This is a genomic window from Antarctobacter heliothermus (assembly GCF_900188425.1).
In the GTDB taxonomy this organism is placed as follows: domain Bacteria; phylum Pseudomonadota; class Alphaproteobacteria; order Rhodobacterales; family Rhodobacteraceae; genus Antarctobacter; species Antarctobacter heliothermus.
In genome coordinates this window covers 14,583-33,939 of record NZ_FZON01000052.1, presented here as the reverse complement: position 1 = coordinate 33,939, position 19,357 = coordinate 14,583, and the positions used below count along the sequence as shown (strand labels likewise).

At 63.2% G+C, this 19,357-nt stretch carries 20 protein-coding genes; 3 read left to right on the top strand and 17 right to left on the bottom strand.

Features of this window, described 5'->3' with window-relative positions:
* From CHB90_RS20380 to CHB90_RS20355, 6 genes are all read right to left on the bottom strand, one after another.
* On the bottom strand, positions 1-221 hold a 221-nt coding region (locus tag CHB90_RS20380), incomplete at its 3' end, for a transposase (protein ID WP_212591624.1).
* A 165-nt stretch (positions 222-386) separates the two neighbouring features.
* Complete coding sequence (locus tag CHB90_RS20375) at positions 387-1,004, bottom strand: TetR/AcrR family transcriptional regulator (protein WP_089279679.1); 618 nt, start codon at positions 1,002-1,004, stop codon at positions 387-389.
* Between the two features lie 74 nt (positions 1,005-1,078).
* Positions 1,079-2,044 (bottom strand): ABC transporter ATP-binding protein, encoded by a 966-nt coding sequence (locus CHB90_RS20370; protein ID WP_089279678.1) that lies wholly within the window; start codon positions 2,042-2,044, stop codon positions 1,079-1,081.
* Positions 2,041-3,924, bottom strand: coding sequence for a dipeptide/oligopeptide/nickel ABC transporter permease/ATP-binding protein (locus CHB90_RS20365; protein ID WP_170941126.1), 1,884 nt, complete (start codon positions 3,922-3,924; stop codon positions 2,041-2,043). The genes CHB90_RS20370 and CHB90_RS20365 overlap by 4 nt, the downstream gene beginning before the upstream one ends.
* Positions 3,921-4,868: an ABC transporter permease gene (locus CHB90_RS20360; RefSeq protein ID WP_089279677.1), complete on the bottom strand. Its 948-nt coding sequence runs from the start codon at positions 4,866-4,868 to the stop codon at positions 3,921-3,923. The genes CHB90_RS20365 and CHB90_RS20360 overlap by 4 nt, the downstream gene beginning before the upstream one ends.
* Positions 4,869-5,012: 144 nt before the next feature.
* Complete coding sequence (locus CHB90_RS20355; protein ID WP_089279676.1) at positions 5,013-6,590, bottom strand: ABC transporter substrate-binding protein; 1,578 nt, start codon at positions 6,588-6,590, stop codon at positions 5,013-5,015.
* Between the two features lie 103 nt (positions 6,591-6,693).
* Between CHB90_RS20355 and CHB90_RS20350 the strand changes: the two genes are divergently transcribed.
* A complete protein-coding gene (locus CHB90_RS20350) occupies positions 6,694-7,383 on the top strand; it encodes a DUF1028 domain-containing protein (protein WP_089279675.1) in 690 nt (229 codons plus the stop codon).
* On the opposite strand, the gene CHB90_RS20345 is transcribed toward CHB90_RS20350, so the two are convergent.
* Positions 7,353-8,261, bottom strand: coding sequence for a glutaminase (locus CHB90_RS20345; RefSeq protein WP_089279681.1), 909 nt, complete (start codon positions 8,259-8,261; stop codon positions 7,353-7,355). The genes CHB90_RS20350 and CHB90_RS20345 overlap by 31 nt on opposite strands.
* An 11-nt stretch (positions 8,262-8,272) precedes the next feature.
* A complete protein-coding gene (locus CHB90_RS20340; protein WP_089279674.1) occupies positions 8,273-9,046 on the bottom strand; it encodes a FadR/GntR family transcriptional regulator in 774 nt (257 codons plus the stop codon).
* Between the two features lie 540 nt (positions 9,047-9,586).
* On the opposite strand from CHB90_RS20340, the gene CHB90_RS20335 reads away from it, so the two are divergent.
* Positions 9,587-10,546 (top strand): sugar phosphate isomerase/epimerase family protein, encoded by a 960-nt coding sequence (locus CHB90_RS20335; RefSeq protein ID WP_089279673.1) that lies wholly within the window; start codon positions 9,587-9,589, stop codon positions 10,544-10,546.
* Position 10,547: 1 nt separating this feature from the next.
* Complete coding sequence (locus tag CHB90_RS20330; RefSeq protein ID WP_089279672.1) at positions 10,548-11,324, top strand: TIM barrel protein; 777 nt, start codon at positions 10,548-10,550, stop codon at positions 11,322-11,324.
* A gap of 39 nt (positions 11,325-11,363) precedes the next feature.
* On the opposite strand, the gene CHB90_RS20325 is transcribed toward CHB90_RS20330, so the two are convergent.
* The 9 genes from CHB90_RS20325 to paaA all read right to left on the bottom strand — a co-directional run bounded on the left by CHB90_RS20325 (position 11,364) and on the right by paaA (position 19,338).
* Entirely contained in the window at positions 11,364-11,960 is a 597-nt protein-coding gene (locus CHB90_RS20325) for a TetR/AcrR family transcriptional regulator (protein ID WP_089279671.1), read from the bottom strand.
* Between the two features lie 114 nt (positions 11,961-12,074).
* Positions 12,075-12,845, bottom strand: coding sequence for a PaaX family transcriptional regulator C-terminal domain-containing protein (locus CHB90_RS20320; protein WP_089279670.1), 771 nt, complete (start codon positions 12,843-12,845; stop codon positions 12,075-12,077).
* 16 nt (positions 12,846-12,861) lie between these two features.
* The gene (paaZ, locus tag CHB90_RS20315) at positions 12,862-14,898 is read right to left on the bottom strand and encodes a phenylacetic acid degradation bifunctional protein PaaZ (RefSeq protein WP_089279669.1); all 2,037 of its coding nucleotides are present in this window, start codon (positions 14,896-14,898) and stop codon (positions 12,862-12,864) included.
* Positions 14,899-14,950: 52 nt separating this feature from the next.
* Positions 14,951-15,712, bottom strand: a complete 762-nt coding sequence (locus CHB90_RS20310) for a Phenylacetic acid catabolic protein (protein WP_089279668.1) — start codon at positions 15,710-15,712, stop codon at positions 14,951-14,953.
* A gap of 11 nt (positions 15,713-15,723) precedes the next feature.
* Positions 15,724-16,791, bottom strand: coding sequence for a 2Fe-2S iron-sulfur cluster-binding protein (locus CHB90_RS20305; protein WP_089279667.1), 1,068 nt, complete (start codon positions 16,789-16,791; stop codon positions 15,724-15,726).
* Positions 16,792-16,803: 12 nt separating this feature from the next.
* Positions 16,804-17,262, bottom strand: a complete 459-nt coding sequence (gene paaD, locus CHB90_RS20300; RefSeq protein ID WP_089279666.1) for a 1,2-phenylacetyl-CoA epoxidase subunit PaaD — start codon at positions 17,260-17,262, stop codon at positions 16,804-16,806.
* Between the two features lie 5 nt (positions 17,263-17,267).
* Positions 17,268-18,029 carry a 1,2-phenylacetyl-CoA epoxidase subunit PaaC gene (paaC, locus tag CHB90_RS20295; protein WP_089279665.1) on the bottom strand — a complete coding sequence of 254 codons (762 nt, stop codon included), beginning with the start codon at positions 18,027-18,029 and terminating at the stop codon, positions 17,268-17,270.
* Positions 18,029-18,364: a 1,2-phenylacetyl-CoA epoxidase subunit PaaB gene (paaB, locus tag CHB90_RS20290; protein ID WP_089279664.1), complete on the bottom strand. Its 336-nt coding sequence runs from the start codon at positions 18,362-18,364 to the stop codon at positions 18,029-18,031. The genes paaC and paaB overlap by 1 nt, the downstream gene beginning before the upstream one ends.
* Positions 18,361-19,338: a 1,2-phenylacetyl-CoA epoxidase subunit PaaA gene (paaA, locus tag CHB90_RS20285; RefSeq protein ID WP_089279663.1), complete on the bottom strand. Its 978-nt coding sequence runs from the start codon at positions 19,336-19,338 to the stop codon at positions 18,361-18,363. Before paaA ends, paaB begins: the two co-directional genes overlap by 4 nt.
* Positions 19,339-19,357: the final 19 nt, after the last annotated feature.

Genomic DNA, 19,357 nt, shown 5'->3' with positions numbered 1-19,357 from the left:
AGCAGCACGCTGGTCCGGATGAGCGAGCCGAGGTCATGGACGACATCTTCCTGACGCCGCGGATCGGTCAGCTGCGGGACCATCCATTCGACGATGCCGCTGCGCTCCATGATCTCGCGCAGCACCACGGCACCGGCATCACCGGTCAGCCGCTCGGCACGGCTTTCGACGCGCAGGGACCTGTTGAAGCTCGTGGCGACCGGCTGTAGCGTTTCACCCATGGCGTGCTCCGATGGCTGCTGTCGGATTTTGTCTAGCAGCTTGATTCTACAAAGCTTTCGCGGGCACGCCAGCTATTTCCCCTGATTTGGATGAATAAGCCGGGTTCAGACCAGCCGTGCCGCTCAGGGTCAAGCACCGACCGGCCCGTACTGACAGCAGCGTGATCACCAAGACTGTGCATTTCCGCACGTCAGTCGCGCGGCCATGGACGCTGTTTCTCGCAGAGTATCGGCCGGTATACCGGCCCGCGCACTGATCGCCAGCCCCCTTACCGTTGCCGCCAGAATGCCAGCCCGCGCCCGGATCTCATCCTCTGGTAAACCGGCGTCCGAGGCCCGAAGACAAGTTGACAGCCGCTGTTCCAATTTCTGGGTCTTGCCCACCAACACCTCTTGAAACCGCTGATCGGCGGTTGCGGCCTCGGACAGGACGCAGGCAATCAGGCAGCCCGGTGTTGCGGGATCCGAAGTCACCAAGGTGATCGCGGCGTCGAAAAACCGCGAAACCTCGGCAAAGGCATCGCCCTGGCCGGTCAGATGCGCCAGCGCCTTGGCGCTGCGAGAGCGGGCATAGTGGTCAATCGCCAACAGAAACAGCCCGTCCTTGTCGCCAAAATGGGCATAGAGGCTGGCGCGCGGAACGGACATTTCCCGGCTGAGAACGCCCATGGTTGCGCGGGCATAGCCCCGCGACCAAAAGCACCGCGTCGCAGATTCCAGCGCGGCGGCGTTGTCAAAGCTGCGCGGACGACCGGGACCGCGTTTTTGGGGAACAGGCGTCATGCTCCCTTTGTACCCGCTACTGCCGCATCCTGCAATTTTGGAATATGTCCGACTTCAGCGCTTCGCCCGCCGTGTCACTCCTCCCCGGCCACCAGAGGATGGAAACAGGCCACGTCCACAGCACCCTGCCGCTCCAGCACAGGCACCTCGGCCCGGCAGCGGTCACTGGCACGGGGGCAACGGGCGGCAAAGGCGCAGCCCTTGGGCGGGTTTAGCGGATCTGGCAGTTCGGTCTCACGCCCCTCGGGTGCCGTCAGCGGTCGGCCAACCACCGGCGCACTGTCCGCCAGCAGTTTCGTATAGGGATGGCGGGGCGCGCGAAAGATATCCTCTGCCGGTCCCAGTTCCACCACCGATCCGAAATACAGCACCGCAATCCGGTCGCTGACCGCCTCGACGACGGCCAGATCGTGGCTGATGAAGAGATAGGTCAGGCCCAATTCACGTTTCAGATCCGCCAACAAGTTAAGCACCTGCGCCTGTACCGATACGTCCAGTGCCGAAACCGGCTCATCCAGAATGAGGATGCTGGCCTGCGCTGCAAGTGCGCGGGCAATCCCGATCCGCTGCGCCTGCCCGCCCGAGAATTCATGCGGATAGCGGTCTAGGAACTCTTCGCGCAGGTTCACGCTGGCAAAAATCTCGGCGATACGGCGTGTCCGCTGCGCCCTGTCCATGCCATGCAGATGGATCAACGGGGCCTCGATGATCTGGCGGATGGTCTTGCGCGGGTTCAGCGATGAGATCGGGTCCTGAAACACATACTGGATGCGTTTGCCGAACAGCGCCGGATCAGCATTGTCCAGCGCCGCGCCGTCGATCTCGATCGTACCGGTGGTCGGTTCCAGCAGCCCCACCAGCATCCGCGCCAACGTGGACTTGCCGCAGCCGGACTCTCCGACGATGCCCAGCGTTTCCCCCTGCGCTACGGTCAATGTGATCGGATGCACCGCCTTGACCGTGGCCTTGGGTGCACCAAAAACGCCGCGCCCCACCGGAAACGTCTTGGACAGGTCGGTCAGTGTCAGCGCGGCACTCATTCAGCAGCCTCCGTCAACGGGGTCACGGGATGCAGGCAGCGCACAGCGCGCGCGCCCTGCCGTTCCAGCACAATCTCACCTTTGCGACAGTCGGCCTGCACCCGGTCACAACGATCGGCAAAGGCACAGCCCATGGGCAGGTTGTCGACCACCGGCGGCAGGCCCGGGATCGCCTCCAACCGCCGCTTGCCGCCGCCCAGTTCCGGCACACAGGCCATCAGCCGCGCGGTATAGGGATGGGTCGGGGCCTCCAGCACCGCCTGCGTCGGCCCCTCTTCGACAATCCGCCCGGCATACATGACCGCCACCCGGTCACACAGCTGGCCGACCACGCCAAAGTCATGGGTGATAAAGACAATGGCCAGCCCGCGCGACCGACGCAGGTCATCCAGCAACGACAGGATCTGCGCCTGCACGGTCACGTCCAGCGCGGTGGTCGGCTCATCCGCGATGATGATGTCGGGATCATTGGCCAGCGCCATGGCAATGCCGACGCGCTGCCGCATCCCGCCCGACATCTCATGCGGGAAATCCGTCAGACGCTGTTCTGGATTGGGAATGCGCACCGCCTTGAGCAACTCAATGGCGCGCGCCCGCCCTTCATCCCGCCCGATGCCATGATGGGCGCGGATCGCCTCTTTCAGCTGGTCGCCGACGCGGTACAGCGGATGCAGTGTGGCCTGCGGATCCTGAAAGATATAGGCGACGTTGCGGCCACGCATCTCACGCAGCTTGCGGTACGGCGCGCCGATCAGATCGGCCCCGTCATAGCGCACCGCCCCGCCGGTAATCACCCCGGGGGGGGAGGCCACCAACCCCATGACAGACAGCACGGTGACCGACTTGCCCGACCCGCTTTCCCCAATGATGCCAAGACATTCGCCCGGTTTGACATGCAGCGACACACCGCCCACCGCGCGATAATTCCGGTCGCGGACATGGAACTGCGTCTGCAACTCCTGCACCTCCAGCAGGCCCTTGCCCTCCGGCTCCGGCACCGGACCCTGCCGCCTGACCATGGTCGAGGCCATGGGCCGCGACAGCGCACCGCTTTTCAACCGCGGGTCCAGCGCGTCGCGCACCCCGTCCCCCAGCAGGTTGATCGCCATGACGATGATCAGGATCATCAGCCCCGGCACAACGGATGTGTGCGGATTGGTGATCAGGGCAGAGCGCGCCTCACCCAGCATGGATCCCAGATCGGCCTGCGGCGGCTGCGACCCCAGCCCAAGAAACGACAGACCGGCGGTCTCAAGGATCATCCAGCCGATGGTGGTAGACATGGCGATCACGATCACCGGCACCACGTTGGGCAGGATTTCCGTCAGGATGATCTTGGTGTTCGACAACCCCGCCAGCCGCGCGGCATCGACAAATTCCTTATGGGCGATGCCCACGGTGATGCCGCGAATGTTGCGGGCAAAGAACGGCACATTGACCGCCGCCACCGCAATCAGCGCATTGAACAGACCGGGGCCAAGCGCGGCCACAATCGCCAGCGCCAGCAGGATGTAGGGAAAGGCCATCAGCATGTCGACGCCGCGCATGATCAGGTTATCGGTCCGCCCGCCATAAAACCCCGCGATGATGCCAATGGCCGCCCCCAGCGTGGCCGCAACCACCGCCGCAGCAAAGCCCACCGCCAGCGACAACCGCGTCCCCCACAACAGGCGCGACAGCAGATCGCGACCCAGATGATCGGTGCCCATCAGCGCGCCGTCGGAAAACGGCCGTAAAAACCGCGCCGAGGTATTGGTGACATTCGGCTCTGCCAAAGGCAGCAGCGGCGTCACCAGCGCCAACACAACCACAAGGAACAGAACAATCCCCCCCGCCAGCGCAAGACGGTTGCGGGCCAACAGTTTGAGAAACCCGATCATGTCTTGATCCTCGGGTCCAGCAGGCTTTGCGCCACGTCCACGACGATGTTGAACATCACGTAGCAGGCCGCAACAAAGACCACGCCGCCCTGCACCAACAGAATGTCGCGCGTGAGGATCGCATCAACCAGCATCCGCCCCACGCCGGGCCACTGAAAGACGATCTCGATGTAAACAGCCCCCGACAGAACAAATCCCGCCTGAATGCCCAGTACCGGAATGATCGACACCATCGCGGCGCGCAACGCATGCCGCCAGATCACGCCGCGCTCATGCACCCCCTTGGCGCGCGCGGTGCGGATGAAATCCTGCCGCAACACCTCCAGCATGGCGGACCGCGACAGCCGGGCAATTACCCCCGTGGCGACCACCGCCAGTGCACTGGCCGGCAGCACAAGATGATCCAGCAAGGCCCAGATGTCCCGCGTTCCGTAAATCGGCCACATCCCCGACACCGGGAACCACCGCAGGCTCACCGCGAAATAAAGGATCATCATCATGCCGAGGAAAAACGACGGGATCGAAATCCCCAGCAACACCACAAAGGTGATCGCCTTGTCCGCCCAACCATACTGATTGGCGGCAGACACCACGCCCGCGGCAATGCCCAGCACCGAACAGATCACAAAGGCCGTCCCGGCCAGCACAAGCGTCGCGTTGAACCGCTCCAACACCTCGTCGATCACCGGACGGTTCAGCGAAAAGCTGGTGCCGAAATCCCCCTGGACCATATTGCCCAGCCAGATGAAATACTGCGCCACCAACGGCTTGTCCAAACCCAGATCCCGGTTGAGCTTTTCGACATTCTCAGGCGTGGCATAGCTGCCAAGGATCGCCGTCGCCGGATCACCCGGGATCAGCGCCATGATCGCAAAGACAATCACCGTGATCCCTAGCAGCACCGGCACGGCCGATATCAGTCGTCGCAGGACATAGCGCCCCATACGCGCCCTCCACTTCGAAATTCACGACCCCGATCTTCTTCTGTCCAGAAATATCCCGGGGGTGCGCGCCCATAGGCGCGCTGTGGGGGCAGAGCCCCCGCCGGTTCGGGTCGGGCTCAATGCCCGTCCCGAACCGCACCGCAATCAGTTTTTCACAACGTCATCCAGCAGCAAAAAGAACGACGGCTGCAAAGAGAACCCGTCTACCTTGTCGCTGGTCACCGCGTTCTGCTTCCAGTTCGCGACAAAAACCCAAGGCGCGTCCTCTTGCACGATCACCTGCATCTCCTTGTACAGACGGGCGCGTTCGTCCTGATCGGTGGCCACACGCGCCGCCTCCAGCAACTCGTCCACCTTCGGATTGGAATAGTAGCCAGAGTTGAAACCACCCTTGTCCGGCCATGCGTCGGTCCGCAACGCGAGGAAAGGCAGCGTGTCGGGGTCGTTTGTCATCCAGGCCATCTCGGCCATGTCCGCCTTGCCCTCCAGCCCCGGGTTCACGTTGCCCAGAAAGGTATTCCACTCATAGGTCTCGATCTTGACGTCAAACCCGACAGCCTCAAGATCCGCCTGAATTGCCGTGCCCATCGCCACTGGGTCCAGCATCCCCGACCCGCCTTCGGTTACATAGAACGTCAGTTCCGCGCCCTCGACACCGGCTTCGGCCAGCAGCGCCTTGGCCTTTTCGGGATCGTAGGGATAGGGTTCCAGCTCTTCGTTATACGCCCAGGCAAAGGCCGGGGGCGTCGGGCCTGCGGCCACGGCGGCGGTGCCTTCCAGTACCTCATCCACCAGTGCGGTCTTGTTGATCGCGTAGTTCGCCGCCTGCCGGACCAGTTTGTCCGCAAAGGGACCTTCCTTGGCGTTCAGGATCAGGAACCAGACGTGCGGTCCGGCCTGTTCATGGACCGTGTATTCCGCCCCCTGAAACTCGCTAAGAGCCACGGGTGGCACTTCGACCATCAGGTCGATGCCCCCTGCCAGCATCTCTGCCGTGCGGGTATTGGCGTCGGTGATGGGGCGGAACACAACCGCCTGCAGTTCCGGCGCGCCATCCCAGTAATCAGCGTTGGCCTCGATCACCACCGCCTCGTTCGATCGCCATTCGGCGAATTTGAACGCGCCGGTGCCGGATGGATTGCGGCCAAACTCTGCACCATGCTCCTCGACCGCCGCCGGTGAGACCAGCAGGCCGGTGGGATAGGCAAGGTTTGACAGGAACGGGGCGTAGGGGCTGTTGAGGGTGAATTTCACCGTCGTGGCGTCCACCGCCTCAACCGACTCGACCGCAGAAAAGAAGAAGGACAGCGGAAACGGCCCGGTGTCATGATAGGGGTGATCCTCGTTCAGCATCCGCTCAAAGTTGAACTTGACCGCTTCGGCGTTGAAATCGCTGCCGTCGTGGAACTTCACCCCGTCGCGCAGGGTAAAGGTGTATTCGGTGCCGTCCTCGGAAATGGTCCAGTCCGTCGCCAGCGCCGGTTCCACCTCCAGCGTGCCGTCCTTGTAGCGCACCAGGCCGTCATAGACGTTCATCAGGATGCGGAAATCGTTGACCGCCGTCACCGCCGCCGGGTCCAGTGCCTTGGGTTCGGCAATCTGGCCAACGATCAGAACCCCGGGCGGTGTCTGCGCCTGCGCGCCCGACACAGTACCAAGGGAAAGCGCAAGCGCCGTCCCTGCGGCCAACACCCCGCGACGCGTGAATGAAAAGAGCGACATTGCGTTACCTCCGCTGTTGTCTTTGATTTTTATTTTTCATGATAAATTGCATCAGGCCAAATTTTCATGATAAATTCAAGTCTCATGATCAGGAGGCCCGCACATGACGATTTCGATCCTGGCCTACGATGAAAAATCAGGCCGTTACGGCGGTGCCGCCACAACTGGCAGTCTGTGCGTCGGGGGCTGGGTGCTGCGCGGCGATGCCGAATCGGGGATGTCCGCCTCACAAGGGTCGCTGCCATCGACCATGTGGGGGACCGACACGCTGACGCTGATGAAGGCAGGCACCGGCGCGCAAGCGGCGGTGGATCAGGTGACAGGGGCCGACAGCGGGCGCGGCCAACGGCAGTTGGCGACGCTGGACACGCAGGGCGGTGTCGGCCATTTCACCGGCGCGGACAGCATCGCCGTGGCGGGCGCGCGCCACGCCGACCGCGTGATTGTGACCGGCAACCTGTTGTCGTCGGAGGCAGTTCTGGACGCCGCGCTGGACGGATATCTTGGCGCGCAAGGACTGCTGGACTTGCGCCTGATGGCAGCGCTGGACGCGGCCTTTGCCGCAGGCGGCGACAGCCGGGGGTTGCTATCGGCGGCCTTGCTGATCGTGGGCCGCGACATGGCCCCGCGTACCCTGCGGGTTGATTACTCACCGACCCCACTGGACGATCTGCGCGCGCTGCACACCCGCGCCACATCGGGCGACTATGCCGACTGGTCGGTTCTGGTGCCAACCTTGGCTGAGCCAGAGCGCGCCGTCCCCTATGGTGCGAAAACCGACCAGCCGGTATAGTCGGCGATCTTTTCGGCCAGCCAGGTTCCGATCTTGGAATTGCCGTACTCGTCCAACCCCGGCGACCACACCGCGATCGAGGCCCGCCCCGGCGCAACCAGCAAGATGCCACCCCCTACCCCGCTTTTGCCCGGCAGCCCGACGCGATAGGCAAAGTTGCCAGAGCCGTCGTACTGTCCACAGGTCATCATCAGGGCATTGATCCGCCGCGCCCTGCGCGATGAGATCATCGCGGGCGCATCCGGCAACATGGCCAGCATCCGGCCCGACCGCGCCAACTGGTGGCAGGTCATCTCGATCGCGCATTGATGCGCATAGGTGCCCATGACCATCTCTGGCGGGCACTTCAGATTGTCGTGGGATTTCAGGTAGTAGAGCAAGGACATGTTGCGGCTTGCCGTGGCCTTTTCCGACTCTGCCACCGCCTTGTCGATATGGATGTCGTCATCCTCTGCCGCTGCGCGCACCAGGTACATGATCTCTGACAGCGCCTGACGTGGTTCGCGCCCGCCCAACAGCGCATCTGTCGTTACCAGCGCTCCGGCGTTGATAAACGGATTTCGGGGGCGACCCTGTTCGTGTTCCAAAAGGAAGATGCTGTCAAAGGCGGTGCCTGACGGTTCGCGTCCGACGCGCCGCCAAAGATCATCGCCCAGACGCCCCAGAACCGCCGCCAGCGAAAACACCTTGGAAATGCTCTGGATCGAAAAGGGCACGTCCGCGTCCCCTGCCCCGATCTCCTGCCCATCCGCCAGACAGACCGCGACGCCCACCTGCGCCGGCTCCACCTTGGCCAGTTCGGGGATGTAATCTGCGGGCACGCCCCAGTCGCGCGCCGCGCGCGCCTCTGCCACGAGACGCTGCAGTTCCTCTGCCAGTCCTTGCACCGCTATTCCGCCATGAAGCGTTTCATGACCACTGCCTCCTGATCCTCCATCAGGCGGCGGGCCATCTGCATGTGTTCGCGCATGATCGCGCGCGCGGCCTCGGCGTTGCCTTCGCGCAGCGCGGCCACCAGCCCGGCCTGATGATCGCGCCCCTGCTTCCACAGTTCATGGTTCGGCTTGGAATACAGGCGCTTGTAAACCGTCAGGTCGGCAAGGATCTGCGCCATGAAGCCAATGAAGAAACCCAACAGCGCATTGTCCGCATATTCAGCCAGCCGCGCGTGGAATTTCAATGAGGCAACGTGCTGGGCGCGCTCCTCTTCGGCGTCGGCGGCGGGGGCGGCATAGGCGGTCATGATCTGGTCCAGTTCCGCGAGTTGTGCCTCGCTCAGCCCGCCGGCCAATGAGGCGGCAAGTTCTGGTTCCAGCACGATTCGCACCTGATAGATGTCATCAATGGATATATTGCGGAAGTAGAAATAGTTGCCCAGCAACGCGTGGGCGCGATCCTTGCCGACCTCACCGACAAAGCTGCCGCCCCCCGGTCCGGTCTTGGTCACCACCAGCCCCTGTGCCTGCAACAGGCGCATCGCCTCGCGGATGGTGCCCTTGGACATGGCGAACCGTGCGATCAGATCGGCCTCGCCAGGCAGCCGGTCACCGGGCTGCAACCCGCGTTCCACCACCCAATCCTTGATCGCATCCGCCACCAGAACGGGGCGCGACCGGCGGGCACGGCCCTGTGTCAGGGGCCCCGGCCCCTTGAGATTCGTCATGAGAGACTGCGGCGTGTCAGCATTCTGCCAATGCAATCAATTCATCATGATCAATTCAAGGGGCAATGCGCAGATCGCCACGAACCGAGCGATTTTCGGACTCAAACCCCGGTCTGGACACCATAAACTCGGCATGAAGGACAACTGTCGTGGGCGGCGCGGGAAAGACGCAAAGAGCCTGACAGACAGATGTAAGCAACAGTCTGGCAGACAAATGTCGCCTGTGGAGGTCCGGCAATCTTGAGTGAGGTCAGCACATTGACCCGCCGATCCAACCGCCACGGACGAGCAGATCCCCGCAAATTGAGGCGTTTCACATCAGAATTCACCCGTCGAGTCATTTGACGTTCTACCCGGCGCGGGCATCCTGCCTGCACCCCGTTTCAAAAGGACGCCCCACGAGATGAGTATGCGTAGAGCCGTGCCCGGAGCCGATACCTTTTGGGTGGATCGCACCTTCGACGTCGCCGCAGGACCCGCCCCGTTCCCGCCACAAGTCAAGACACCGGACACCCGCCCACAAGGCGAGGAGGCCAGAGCATGAAACTTGGATTTGTCTCTGACAGCCTCGGCGGAATGCCCTTCGAGACCATGCTGGACCACGCCGCCCGGATGGGAGTCGCAGGTGTCGAGGTGAATACTGGCGGCTGGTCAAAAGCCCCGCATTTCGACCTTGAGACGATGAAATCCAGCGCTGCGGCTCGCAGGACCTTTCTTGACGCCTTTTCCAGCCGCGGTTTGGAGATCATCAGCCTCAACGCCAACGGCAATCCGCTGCACCCAACCGACCGGGCGCAGGGCGACTGCCTGTTGGACACGATCCGGCTGGCAGGTGACATGGGCATTCAGACTGTCTGCACCATGTCCGGGCTGCCCGCCGGTGCCATTGGCGACACCATGCCCAATTGGATCGTTTCGTCCTGGCCACCCGAGACACAGGAGATCCTGCAGTTTCAGTGGCAAGAGGTATTGCTGCCTTTCTGGGAAGGCGCCTCCGCTGTCGCACGCGAAAGCGGTGTTGCCAGAATCGCGCTGGAACTGCATGGCAACCAGTGCGTCTACAACGTGCCCTCACTGCAAAGACTGCGCGACTCCATCGGGCCGGTCATCGGGGCAAACCTTGACCCCAGCCACCTGTTCTGGATGGGGGCCGATCCGCTGGCCGCCGCGGACGCTCTGGGCGAGGCGATCTATCATGTCCACGCCAAGGACACGATGCTGAATGCCCCGGTGCAGGCGACAACTTCGCTGCTGGAAAACGGCTCTCTTGTCGATATTCCGGCGCGCAGCTGGTCCTACATCACCCTTGGGTTCGGACATGGTGAAGACTGGTGGCGGCAGTTCTGCTACCGTCTGCGGATGGTCGGCTACGATGGCTGGCTGTCGATCGAACATGAGGACGTGCTGCTGAAAGCACGCGAAGGGCTGGAAAAATCCATCGCCTTTTTGCAAGGCGTCATGCCCGTCGCCCCGTCTGACTTCAAACCGCAGGATACCTGAGATGAACAGCTTTCAACTTGCAGCTTGCGCCGAAATGCTGTGGCAGGACAAACCCATCGCCTGGCGCGCCGCACGCCTGCACGAAATGGGCTTTGGCGTCGGCCTGTGGAACTGGCCTGAATGGGATCTGGGCGCGCTGGAAAAGACCGGCGCGCATTTCACCATCATGAACGGCTATCTGGAGGGGCGGCTGGCAGATGCCGAGGGTGCCGACCTTCTGCTGACATCCGCGCGTGAGACGGCGCAGGTGGGTAAACGGCTGGGCGTCGATCGGCTGAACCTGCATGGCACCGGGCTCGGCGACATGGGACTTCCGGTCCAGCAAAGGGACCACGTCGCGCCCGGCATGTGGCTGCGCGCGCGCGATACACTGCACCGGATCTGCGACATGGCCGAGGAAGAGGGCGTCACCTTTACGCTGGAAAACCTCAACCTGCGCGAACACCCCGGCTGTCCGTTCCATTCCACCGGCGACGTGCTGTCGCTGGTCGCTGCCGTCGATCGGCCGCAACTGCGCATCAACCTTGACCTCTACCACACCCAGATCGGCGAAGGTGACGTGATCCGCTGGGCCGAAGCCTGCCTGCCGTGGATCGGAGAGGTGCAGGTCGCCGACAACCCCGGCCGGTTCGAACCGGGCACCGGAGAGATGAACTGGCCGGTCATCGCCCGTGCCCTGCACGACATGGGGTATGATGGTCCGGTTGGATACGAAGGCTATGCCAAGGGCGACCCCGAAACGGCGCTGGAGGCATTTCGCGCCGCCTTTACGGTTTGAAACGCCCCGAGACGCGAAAACCAGCCCCACGCTTGGCCCTTACAACCCGTGCAGGCCCTTCAATGACAAGTTGGTGACAAGCTGCGCATAGTCCTCACGGGCTTCGCTGCCTGCGCCGGAATTCCACATGTAGTACCAGTTCAGCATCCCGAACACCGACATGGTCACAGAGCGCAGCTTGCGTGCATCGCGGCCCAGATCGTCTGGCGACACCTCAGCCAGAATGCCCGACAGATGGGCCACCATGTCACGCTGATAGGCGCGCAAGATCTTTTGCTTGTCCTCGGGCAGCGCATCCAGCGCCGAGACCTGCACCCTGTGATGATCGTCCGCCCCTTGATAGGCCCGCAGCACGGCCCGCACGGTCTGCAACAGCCGGTCTTCGGGAGTGGCCCCTGTCTCTGGCGGCGTGCAGACCCGGTTGCGCAGCTCGGACAGGTAGTTGTCGAGCAGGTCAAAGAGCATTGCGTCCTTGCCGGCGTAGTAGTGATAGATATTGGCCTTTGAGATGCCGCAGGCAGCGGCGATCTGGTTCATAGAGGCGCGATCATAGCCTTCGACAGCAAAGACATGCGCCGCCGTGTTCAGGATCTGCGCGCGCTTTTCGTCATGGTCCTTGGCGATGGGGCGTGCCACGGTGTCTCCTCGCTGCCTGCCCCGGCGCGATCCCGCGGCTCTGCCGACAAATTAACTGACCGATTGGTCAGTGACAACACGACAAGCCGACCAGCCCGACTTATGTGGCCTGTCTTATGTGGCCTGTGCCAATGTCTCGGGCGTGGGGCGTGGCAGACGGGCAAGCAGCCTGCTTATCCGTGCGCGACAGTCTGGCCCGGCCCAAGTGTCCGGCAAGACAAAATCCGGCAGGTCCGGCGCCTTCAGGACGATACGACGCCAACTGTGAACAACCAGCACTCGCAAGGCCGCTGTCTGCAGCGGGTCAGGAAGGTCTGCCCGATCCAGCGCCCCCTCCAGCCGGCCCAGCCGCGCCGCCAGATCCGCTGACAGCGCCGCCGTCGCGTCATCACAGGTCTTTGCCCGCATCCAGCGCGGCAGCACCTGCGCGGCGCTCAGAGGTGTAGCAAAAATCTCTGCCCCCTGTGGCGGGCGCGCTGTCAGCACCGCGTGCGGCGTGACCCAGACATCCTTGTCCGACCAGATCAGAGGCGACGACGGATCGGTCAGCACCAGAAACGCCGACTCTGACGGCGGGTCCACCGCGTAGATGCGGGGGGTGGCGGCGACGGTCTGGGCGCGCCCCTCTGCCGTGAGCCTGTAGTGGCTGCTGCGCCCCTGCCGCGTGCTGTCGATCCAGCCGTCTTTACGCAGCCGGTGCAGGGCCACGCGCATGGCCTCTGGCCGGATGCCGATACGGGTGGTGATTTCCCCCAGAACGGCGGCGGGGATCGCCGCGCCGTCCCGTGCCAGCTCGCCAAAGACGGTGACAAGCAGTGACCAGACGCGCGGTGATATATCCCCCCGCAAATCGGCCACTGCTGCCGCAAACGCCTGTACCTCCATCGTCCTCCGTCCGCGCTCAGGCGGTGTAGGCGTTCATGGTCAGCAGCTCATATTCAGCCACCGCCTCGCCGTCCTGATTGGTCAGCGTCACATGCCAGCGCACCTCGCCGTATTCATCCGTCCGGCGGGTCTTTTGCTTGACGGACAGGCGCACGTTCAGCGCGTCGCCCGCCACCACCGGCTTCATGAAACGTAGACCGTCAAGGCCGGTGTTGGCCAGCACTGGCCCCTCATTCGGCTCGACAAACATCCCGGCTGCAAAGCTGAGCAGCAGGTAGCCATGCGCCACCCGTCCGGGAAAGAACGGGTTCCGCGCGGCGGCCTCATCGTTCATGTGGGCGTAGAAGGTGTCGCCGGTGAAGTCGGCGAAATGTTCGATGTCGTCCAGCGTGATGACGCGCGGACCGGCCTTCAGCGTCTCGCCGACCTCCAGATCGTCAAAACCGCGAGTGAACGGATGCACCTTTGCCACGATCTCGGGCGCACCGGGCACCCAGCGGCCGCCGATGGCGGTCAGCATTTCGGGACTGCCCTGCACAGAGGTCCGCTGCATGTAATGCATCACGCCACGCACGCCGCCCATTTCCTCACCCCCGCCCGCGCGGCCGGGGCCGCCATGAACCAGATGCGGCAAAGGCGACCCGTGGCCGGTGCTTTCCTTCATGCTGGTGCGGTCGTTGATGTAGATGCGACCGTGGAACGCCCCCGCGCCCAACGCGACCTCACGCGCAACTGCCGGGTCATGAGTGATGACCGAGGCCACCAGCGACCCGCCGCCGCGATTGGCCAGCTGCACGGCGTGGCCGATGTCGCGGTAGCCAAGGATGGTGGACACCGGGCCAAACGCCTCTGTGTCATGCACCCGCTCCGCGCCGTCGGGATCGGCGCAGTGGAACAGCATCGGCGGCAAAAAGGCCCCCGCCGCGCCGTCCGCGCCCACCACGTCAAACGCTTCCGGATCGCCGTAAACGCGCTCTGCCTCTGTGCCGATCATCGCGGCCTTGGCCAGAACATCGCGTTTCTGACTGTTGGAAACCAGCGCGCCCATGCGGGTGTCATCGGCTTTCGGGTCGCCGATCACGGTTTTGGACAGACGGTCCGACAGCGCCTCGATCAGTGCGGGCACCTGCGCGTCGGGCGCGATGATCCGGCGGATCGCGGTGCATTTCTGCCCCGCCTTGGTGGTCATCTCGCGGTGGACCTCTTTGACAAACAGGTCAAACTCGGGCGTGCCCGATTCCGCATCCGGCCCAAGGATAGAGGCGTTCAGGCTGTCCTGTTCCGCCACAAAACGGATGGAGTTACGCAGAATGTGCGGCGCGGAGCGCAGTTTGAACGCCGTATCGGCAGAGCCGGTAAAGCTGACCACATCCTGACAGGTCAGCCGGTCCAGCATGTCACCCAGACCGCCCGAAACCAGTTGCAAGGCACCCGCAGGCAGCAGACCACTGTCCAGCATCAACCGCACCGCCAGTTCGGTGACATAACAGGTCGCCGTCGCCGGTTTGACGATGGCAGGCACCCCGGCCAACAGCGTCGGGGCCAGTTTCTCCAACATTCCCCAAACGGGGAAGTTGAAGGCGTTGATATGGACGGCAACCCCCTGCAATGGCGTGCAGATATGGTGGCCAAGGAACTGACCGGAGCGGGACAGCTGTTCCACCTCGCCATCCAGATAGACATGCCCATCCGGCAGCTCACGCCGCCCCTTGGAGGCAAAGACAAACATCGTACCGATGCCACCGTCGATGTCGATCAGGTGGTCCTTGGCCGTGGCCCCGGTGTTGAACGACAGGTCGTACAGCGCCTGCTTGTGCTGGCCCAGATGTTGCGCCAGCGCCTTGAGCATCTTGGCGCGCTGATGGAACGTCATCGCCCGCAGCGCAGGCCCGCCGGTGGTGCGCGCGTAATCCAGCATCGCGGCCACATCCAGCGCGTCGTTGCCCGCCCGCGCCATCACGGCGCCGGTCACGGCATTTTCGATCTCGCGCGCGCCGGTTCCGGGCGCAACCCATTGGCCAGCCGCGAAACTGTTGATCTGTAGAAGGCTCATCCTTCCCCCCTGTGCTGCCAGCCTTGGCCGGTCATCATTGTCTGCTGTGTGTTCAGGCGGCCTGTGTCAGGCCCAGCCGGTTCAACGCCGCGTCCAGCCGCGTCTCCCAGGCATCCCGCATCTCGGACGCCGTGGCATGGCGCAGGCCCCAGCCTTTGAGTTGCGCCAGACGGTCGGCGGACGGATCGCCAAAGATCGCCGCAACGCGCGGACGCCAATAGGCCAGACTGTCGGCAATCGCCGCACCCTGCCCCTGTTCGGCCAGGCGTGCCAGACCTTCTTCGGCCAGTTCGGTGTGCCGGGTCTCACGCGGGGTGACATCGCGGATCGCCTCGGCCAGCGGCTGGTAGGAACTGCGCATCATGTCGTCCAGTTGCGCCGCCACCGCGTGCCCCATGCACAGGTTCATCACCACCGCATCAACCCAGCCATCCAGCGGATAGTTGAAGACCGACAGCCGCATGTCATGCGTGGACCGCGCGCTGCCCGGCGCGGTGTCGCGCGGCAGGCGGTCTGTCCACGGGTGGTGACCCACATAGCGGTCGGTATTGGCGCCAAATTCACCCATCAGGCGCAGCACCTTGTCGGCGTGATCGGTTTTTTCCAGCACGATCCGCGCCGCCGCGATGCGTTCCTTGATGCCGGGACCGGCATTGATCACATCAGCAAAGCCCGCCGCCCCTGCCAATTCGCTGTCCACAAAGATGCTCATCAGCTTCATCAGCTCAGCGCGGTAGCGCGGTGGTACATTGGCAGGGTTTGTCAGCTTGCCGCCCTGAGACAGGTAGTCGGCAATGTTCATCTCGTCCGTCATGTCCCTCTCCCTTACTGGTCGTAATCGACGACCACACGGTCGGTCAGCGGGTAGGATTGGCAGGACAGAACGTAGCCGCGTTCCACCTCGTAATCCTCCAGCGCGTGGTTGGCGATCATCTCGACCTCACCTTCCAGCACCTTGCATTTGCAGGTCGAACAGACCCCGGCCTTGCAGGCATAGGGCGCGTCCATCGCGTTTTCCAAGGCGGCGTCGAGGATCGAGACCCCCTTATCCATCTCAAAGCTGCGCGCAGTGCCGTCCAGCGTCACGCTGGCCTGTGTCCGCGCGGCCTGTGTGCCGGCGTCCACGTCGCGCGCCTTGCGCTCCAACCGACCGGGTTGGGCGCTGGCGAACAGTTCAAATTTGATCTGTGCATCGGCCAGACCGTGATCCTTCAGCGCCTTGGCAATGCCCAGCATCATCGGTTCCGGCCCGCAGATGAACGCAGTGTCGACCGTGGTCACGTCGATCCAGTGGTCGAACAGCGCGGCGCATTTTTCCGCGTCCACCCGGCCCTGAAACAGTTCGATGTCCTGCGCGTCGGATTCCAGCACATGGATAACGTTCAGCCGACCCATGTAGAGGTTTTTCAGATCCTCCAGTTCCTCGCGGAACATGATCGTGTTCACGCCCCGGTTGGCATAGACCAGCGTGAAATCCGATTGCTGTTCCGTCGCCAGAACGGTCTTGAGGATCGACAGCACCGGCGTGATCCCAGACCCACCGGCAAACCCCAGGTAGCTGCGCCGCGCGGCGGCATCCAGAGGCGTGTGAAACGATCCCATCGGTTCCATCGCCTGCACCACCATGCCCGGCTGCAAGCGCTCATTGGCCCAGGTCGAAAAGGCACCGCCATCGACCTTCTTGATGCCCACTTGCAGCACCCCCTCACCGCGCCCGGCGCAGATCGAATAAGAGCGGCGCAATTCCACGCCCTCGATCTCTTGCCGAAAGGTCAGGTACTGGCCCTGGATAAAATCAAACGCCTCGCCATTTTTCGGCTCCAGCGTCACGACAACGGCGTCGCGGATCGTCTTCTTGACGTCCCGCACAGTCAGCTCATGAAAGCGCGGCATGGGCCACCCTCCTCAGATGCATTTGAAATAATCGAAAGGCTCAAGACAGTCGCTACACCGCCAATGCGCCTTGCAGGGGGTAGAGCCGAACTGGCTCACACGGGTGACATTCTTTGATCCGCAACGCGGACAGTGGTCCGGGCCACCAGCGGGCGACGGCGGCGCGATGCCGTACTCCTCCAGCTTGACGCGGCCCTTGTCGGACAGCCAGTCGGTGGTCCAGGGCGGCGCAATCCGGGTTTCGATCCGGATCTTGTCCACCCCGCGATCCCGCAGCGCCGTCTCGATATCCATCGAGATCACCCGCGTCGCGGGACAGCCCGAATAGGTCGGCGTGACCGCCACCGTGACGGTATCGCCCTCCAGCGAGACGTCGCGCACGATGCCCAGATCGACGACCGAGATCACGGGGATCTCGGGGTCCGGCACCTCGTCCAGCCAGCCCCAGATCTGATCCACTGTCGCTGTCATGGCGTCTACCAGGTCGCGCCGGGATAGGCGCGCTGCAACCACTGCATCTGCGTCAACAGATGGCCCAGATGTTCGGTGTGCCGCGTTCCCGTCTTGCCGCCCGCATGGGCAAACAGGCTGTCGGGAATGACCAGCGTGGCCTCTGCCATCGTGGCCTGCACCAAGGCGTCCCAATCGGCCCGCAGGGTCGACGGGTCCGGTGCAATCCCGGCCTCGGCCATCTGCGTGCTGACCGCATCATCGGTGAACATCTCACCGACATAGGGCCAGAGCAGATCCAGCGCCGCCTGCATCCGCAGGTGGCTTTCCGATGTGCCATCGCCCAGCCCGATCACCGTGTCACGGGACCGTTCGACGTGATAGGCGACCTCCTTGACCGCCTTGGCGGCGATTGCGGCCACACGTTCGTCCGAAGACGCTGCCAGCTTGTGCAGCAGCAGCACATGGAACTGGTCGAACAGATACTGCCGCATCATGGTCTGGCCGAAATCACCGTTCGGCTGTTCCGCCAGCAACACGTTGCGGAAATCCCAGACGTCGCGCAGCATCGCCAGATCATCGGCAGAGCGCCCAGCGCCCTCGACCTCACCGGCAAGGCCCAACCACATCTGCGTCTGGCCGATCAGGTCCAACGCGGTATTGGCCAGCGCAATGTCCTCTTCCAGAACCGGTGCCAGACCGCACCATTCGCTGACCCGGTGGCCCAGGATCAGGGGATTGTCCCCCATCCGGCAGAGGAATTCGAAAAACGCCTCTTCGTGGGTCATCACATGGCCCCCACTTCATCGGGAATGTCGAAAAAGGTCGGGTGACGATAGACCTTGCTCTCGGACGGCTCATACAGCGGCCCCTTGTCCGACGGCGACGAGGCCGCGATATGGCGCGCCTCGACCACCCAGATGCTGACGCCTTCGTTGCGACGGGTATACACGTCGCGCGCGTTCTTGACCGCCATTTCGGCGTCCGGTGCGTGCAGCGATCCAACGTGGCGATGGCTCATGCCGTGCTGGCCGCGGATGAACACCTCCCACAGCGGCCATTCATGGCGCTTTGGTTTTGTGGCTTCGGGAATGTCGGGATATGCGGAGTTCGGAGAGCTCATTCTGCGGCCACCTTTCTTGCGGCTTTCTTGTCGGCATGGGCCAGCAGCCCGTCACGCACCCATTTGCCATCGTCCCAGGCCTTGTTCCGGGCCGCCAGACGCTCACGGTTGCAGGGGCCATTGCCCTTGAGCACGTCAAAGAACTCAGACCAATCGGGCTGCGAAAACGCGTAGTGGCCGGTTTCTTCGTCCAGTTTCAGGTGCTCGTCCGGTACGGTCAGGCCAAGATAGTGCGCTTGCGGCACGGTCTGATCGACGAACTTCTGACGCAGCTCATCGTTGGTGTTCATCTTGATCTTCCAGGCCATCGACTGTTCGGAATGCACGGATTCCTTGTCCGAGGGGCCGAACATCATCAGCGACGGATACCAAAAGCGGTTCAGCGCATCCTGCGCCATCTTCTTTTGCGCAGGCGTGCCGGCGGCCATCTTCATCATGATGTCGTAGCCTTGCCGCTGGTGGAACGACTCTTCCTTGCAGATGCGGATCATTGCGCGGGAGTACGGCCCGAACGACGTCCGCTGCAACGGCACCTGGTTCATGATGGCCGCGCCATCGACCAGCCAGCCGACCGCACCCATGTCGGCCCATGTCAGTGTCGGATAGTTGAAGATCGACGAATATTTCATCCGCCCGTCCAACAGCATTTCCGTCAGTTCATCGCGGGTCACGCCCAGCGTCTCTGCCGCGCAATAGAGGTACAGACCATGCCCGGCCTCATCCTGCACCTTGGCCAACAAGATCGCCTTACGCTCCAACGTGGGCGCGCGGGTGATCCAGTTGCCTTCGGGCAATTGGCCGACGATCTCGGAATGCGCGTGCTGACCGATCTGCCGGATCAGCGTCTTGCGATATCCCAGCGGCATCCAGTCCTTGGGCTCGATCTTGTCACCCGCGTCGATGCGGGCCTGAAATGCGGCGAGCTTCTCGGGGTCTTCCCGAGACGCTTCCGACTTTATCATCTGTGCGTACATCTGAGCCTCCCTGCTCGTG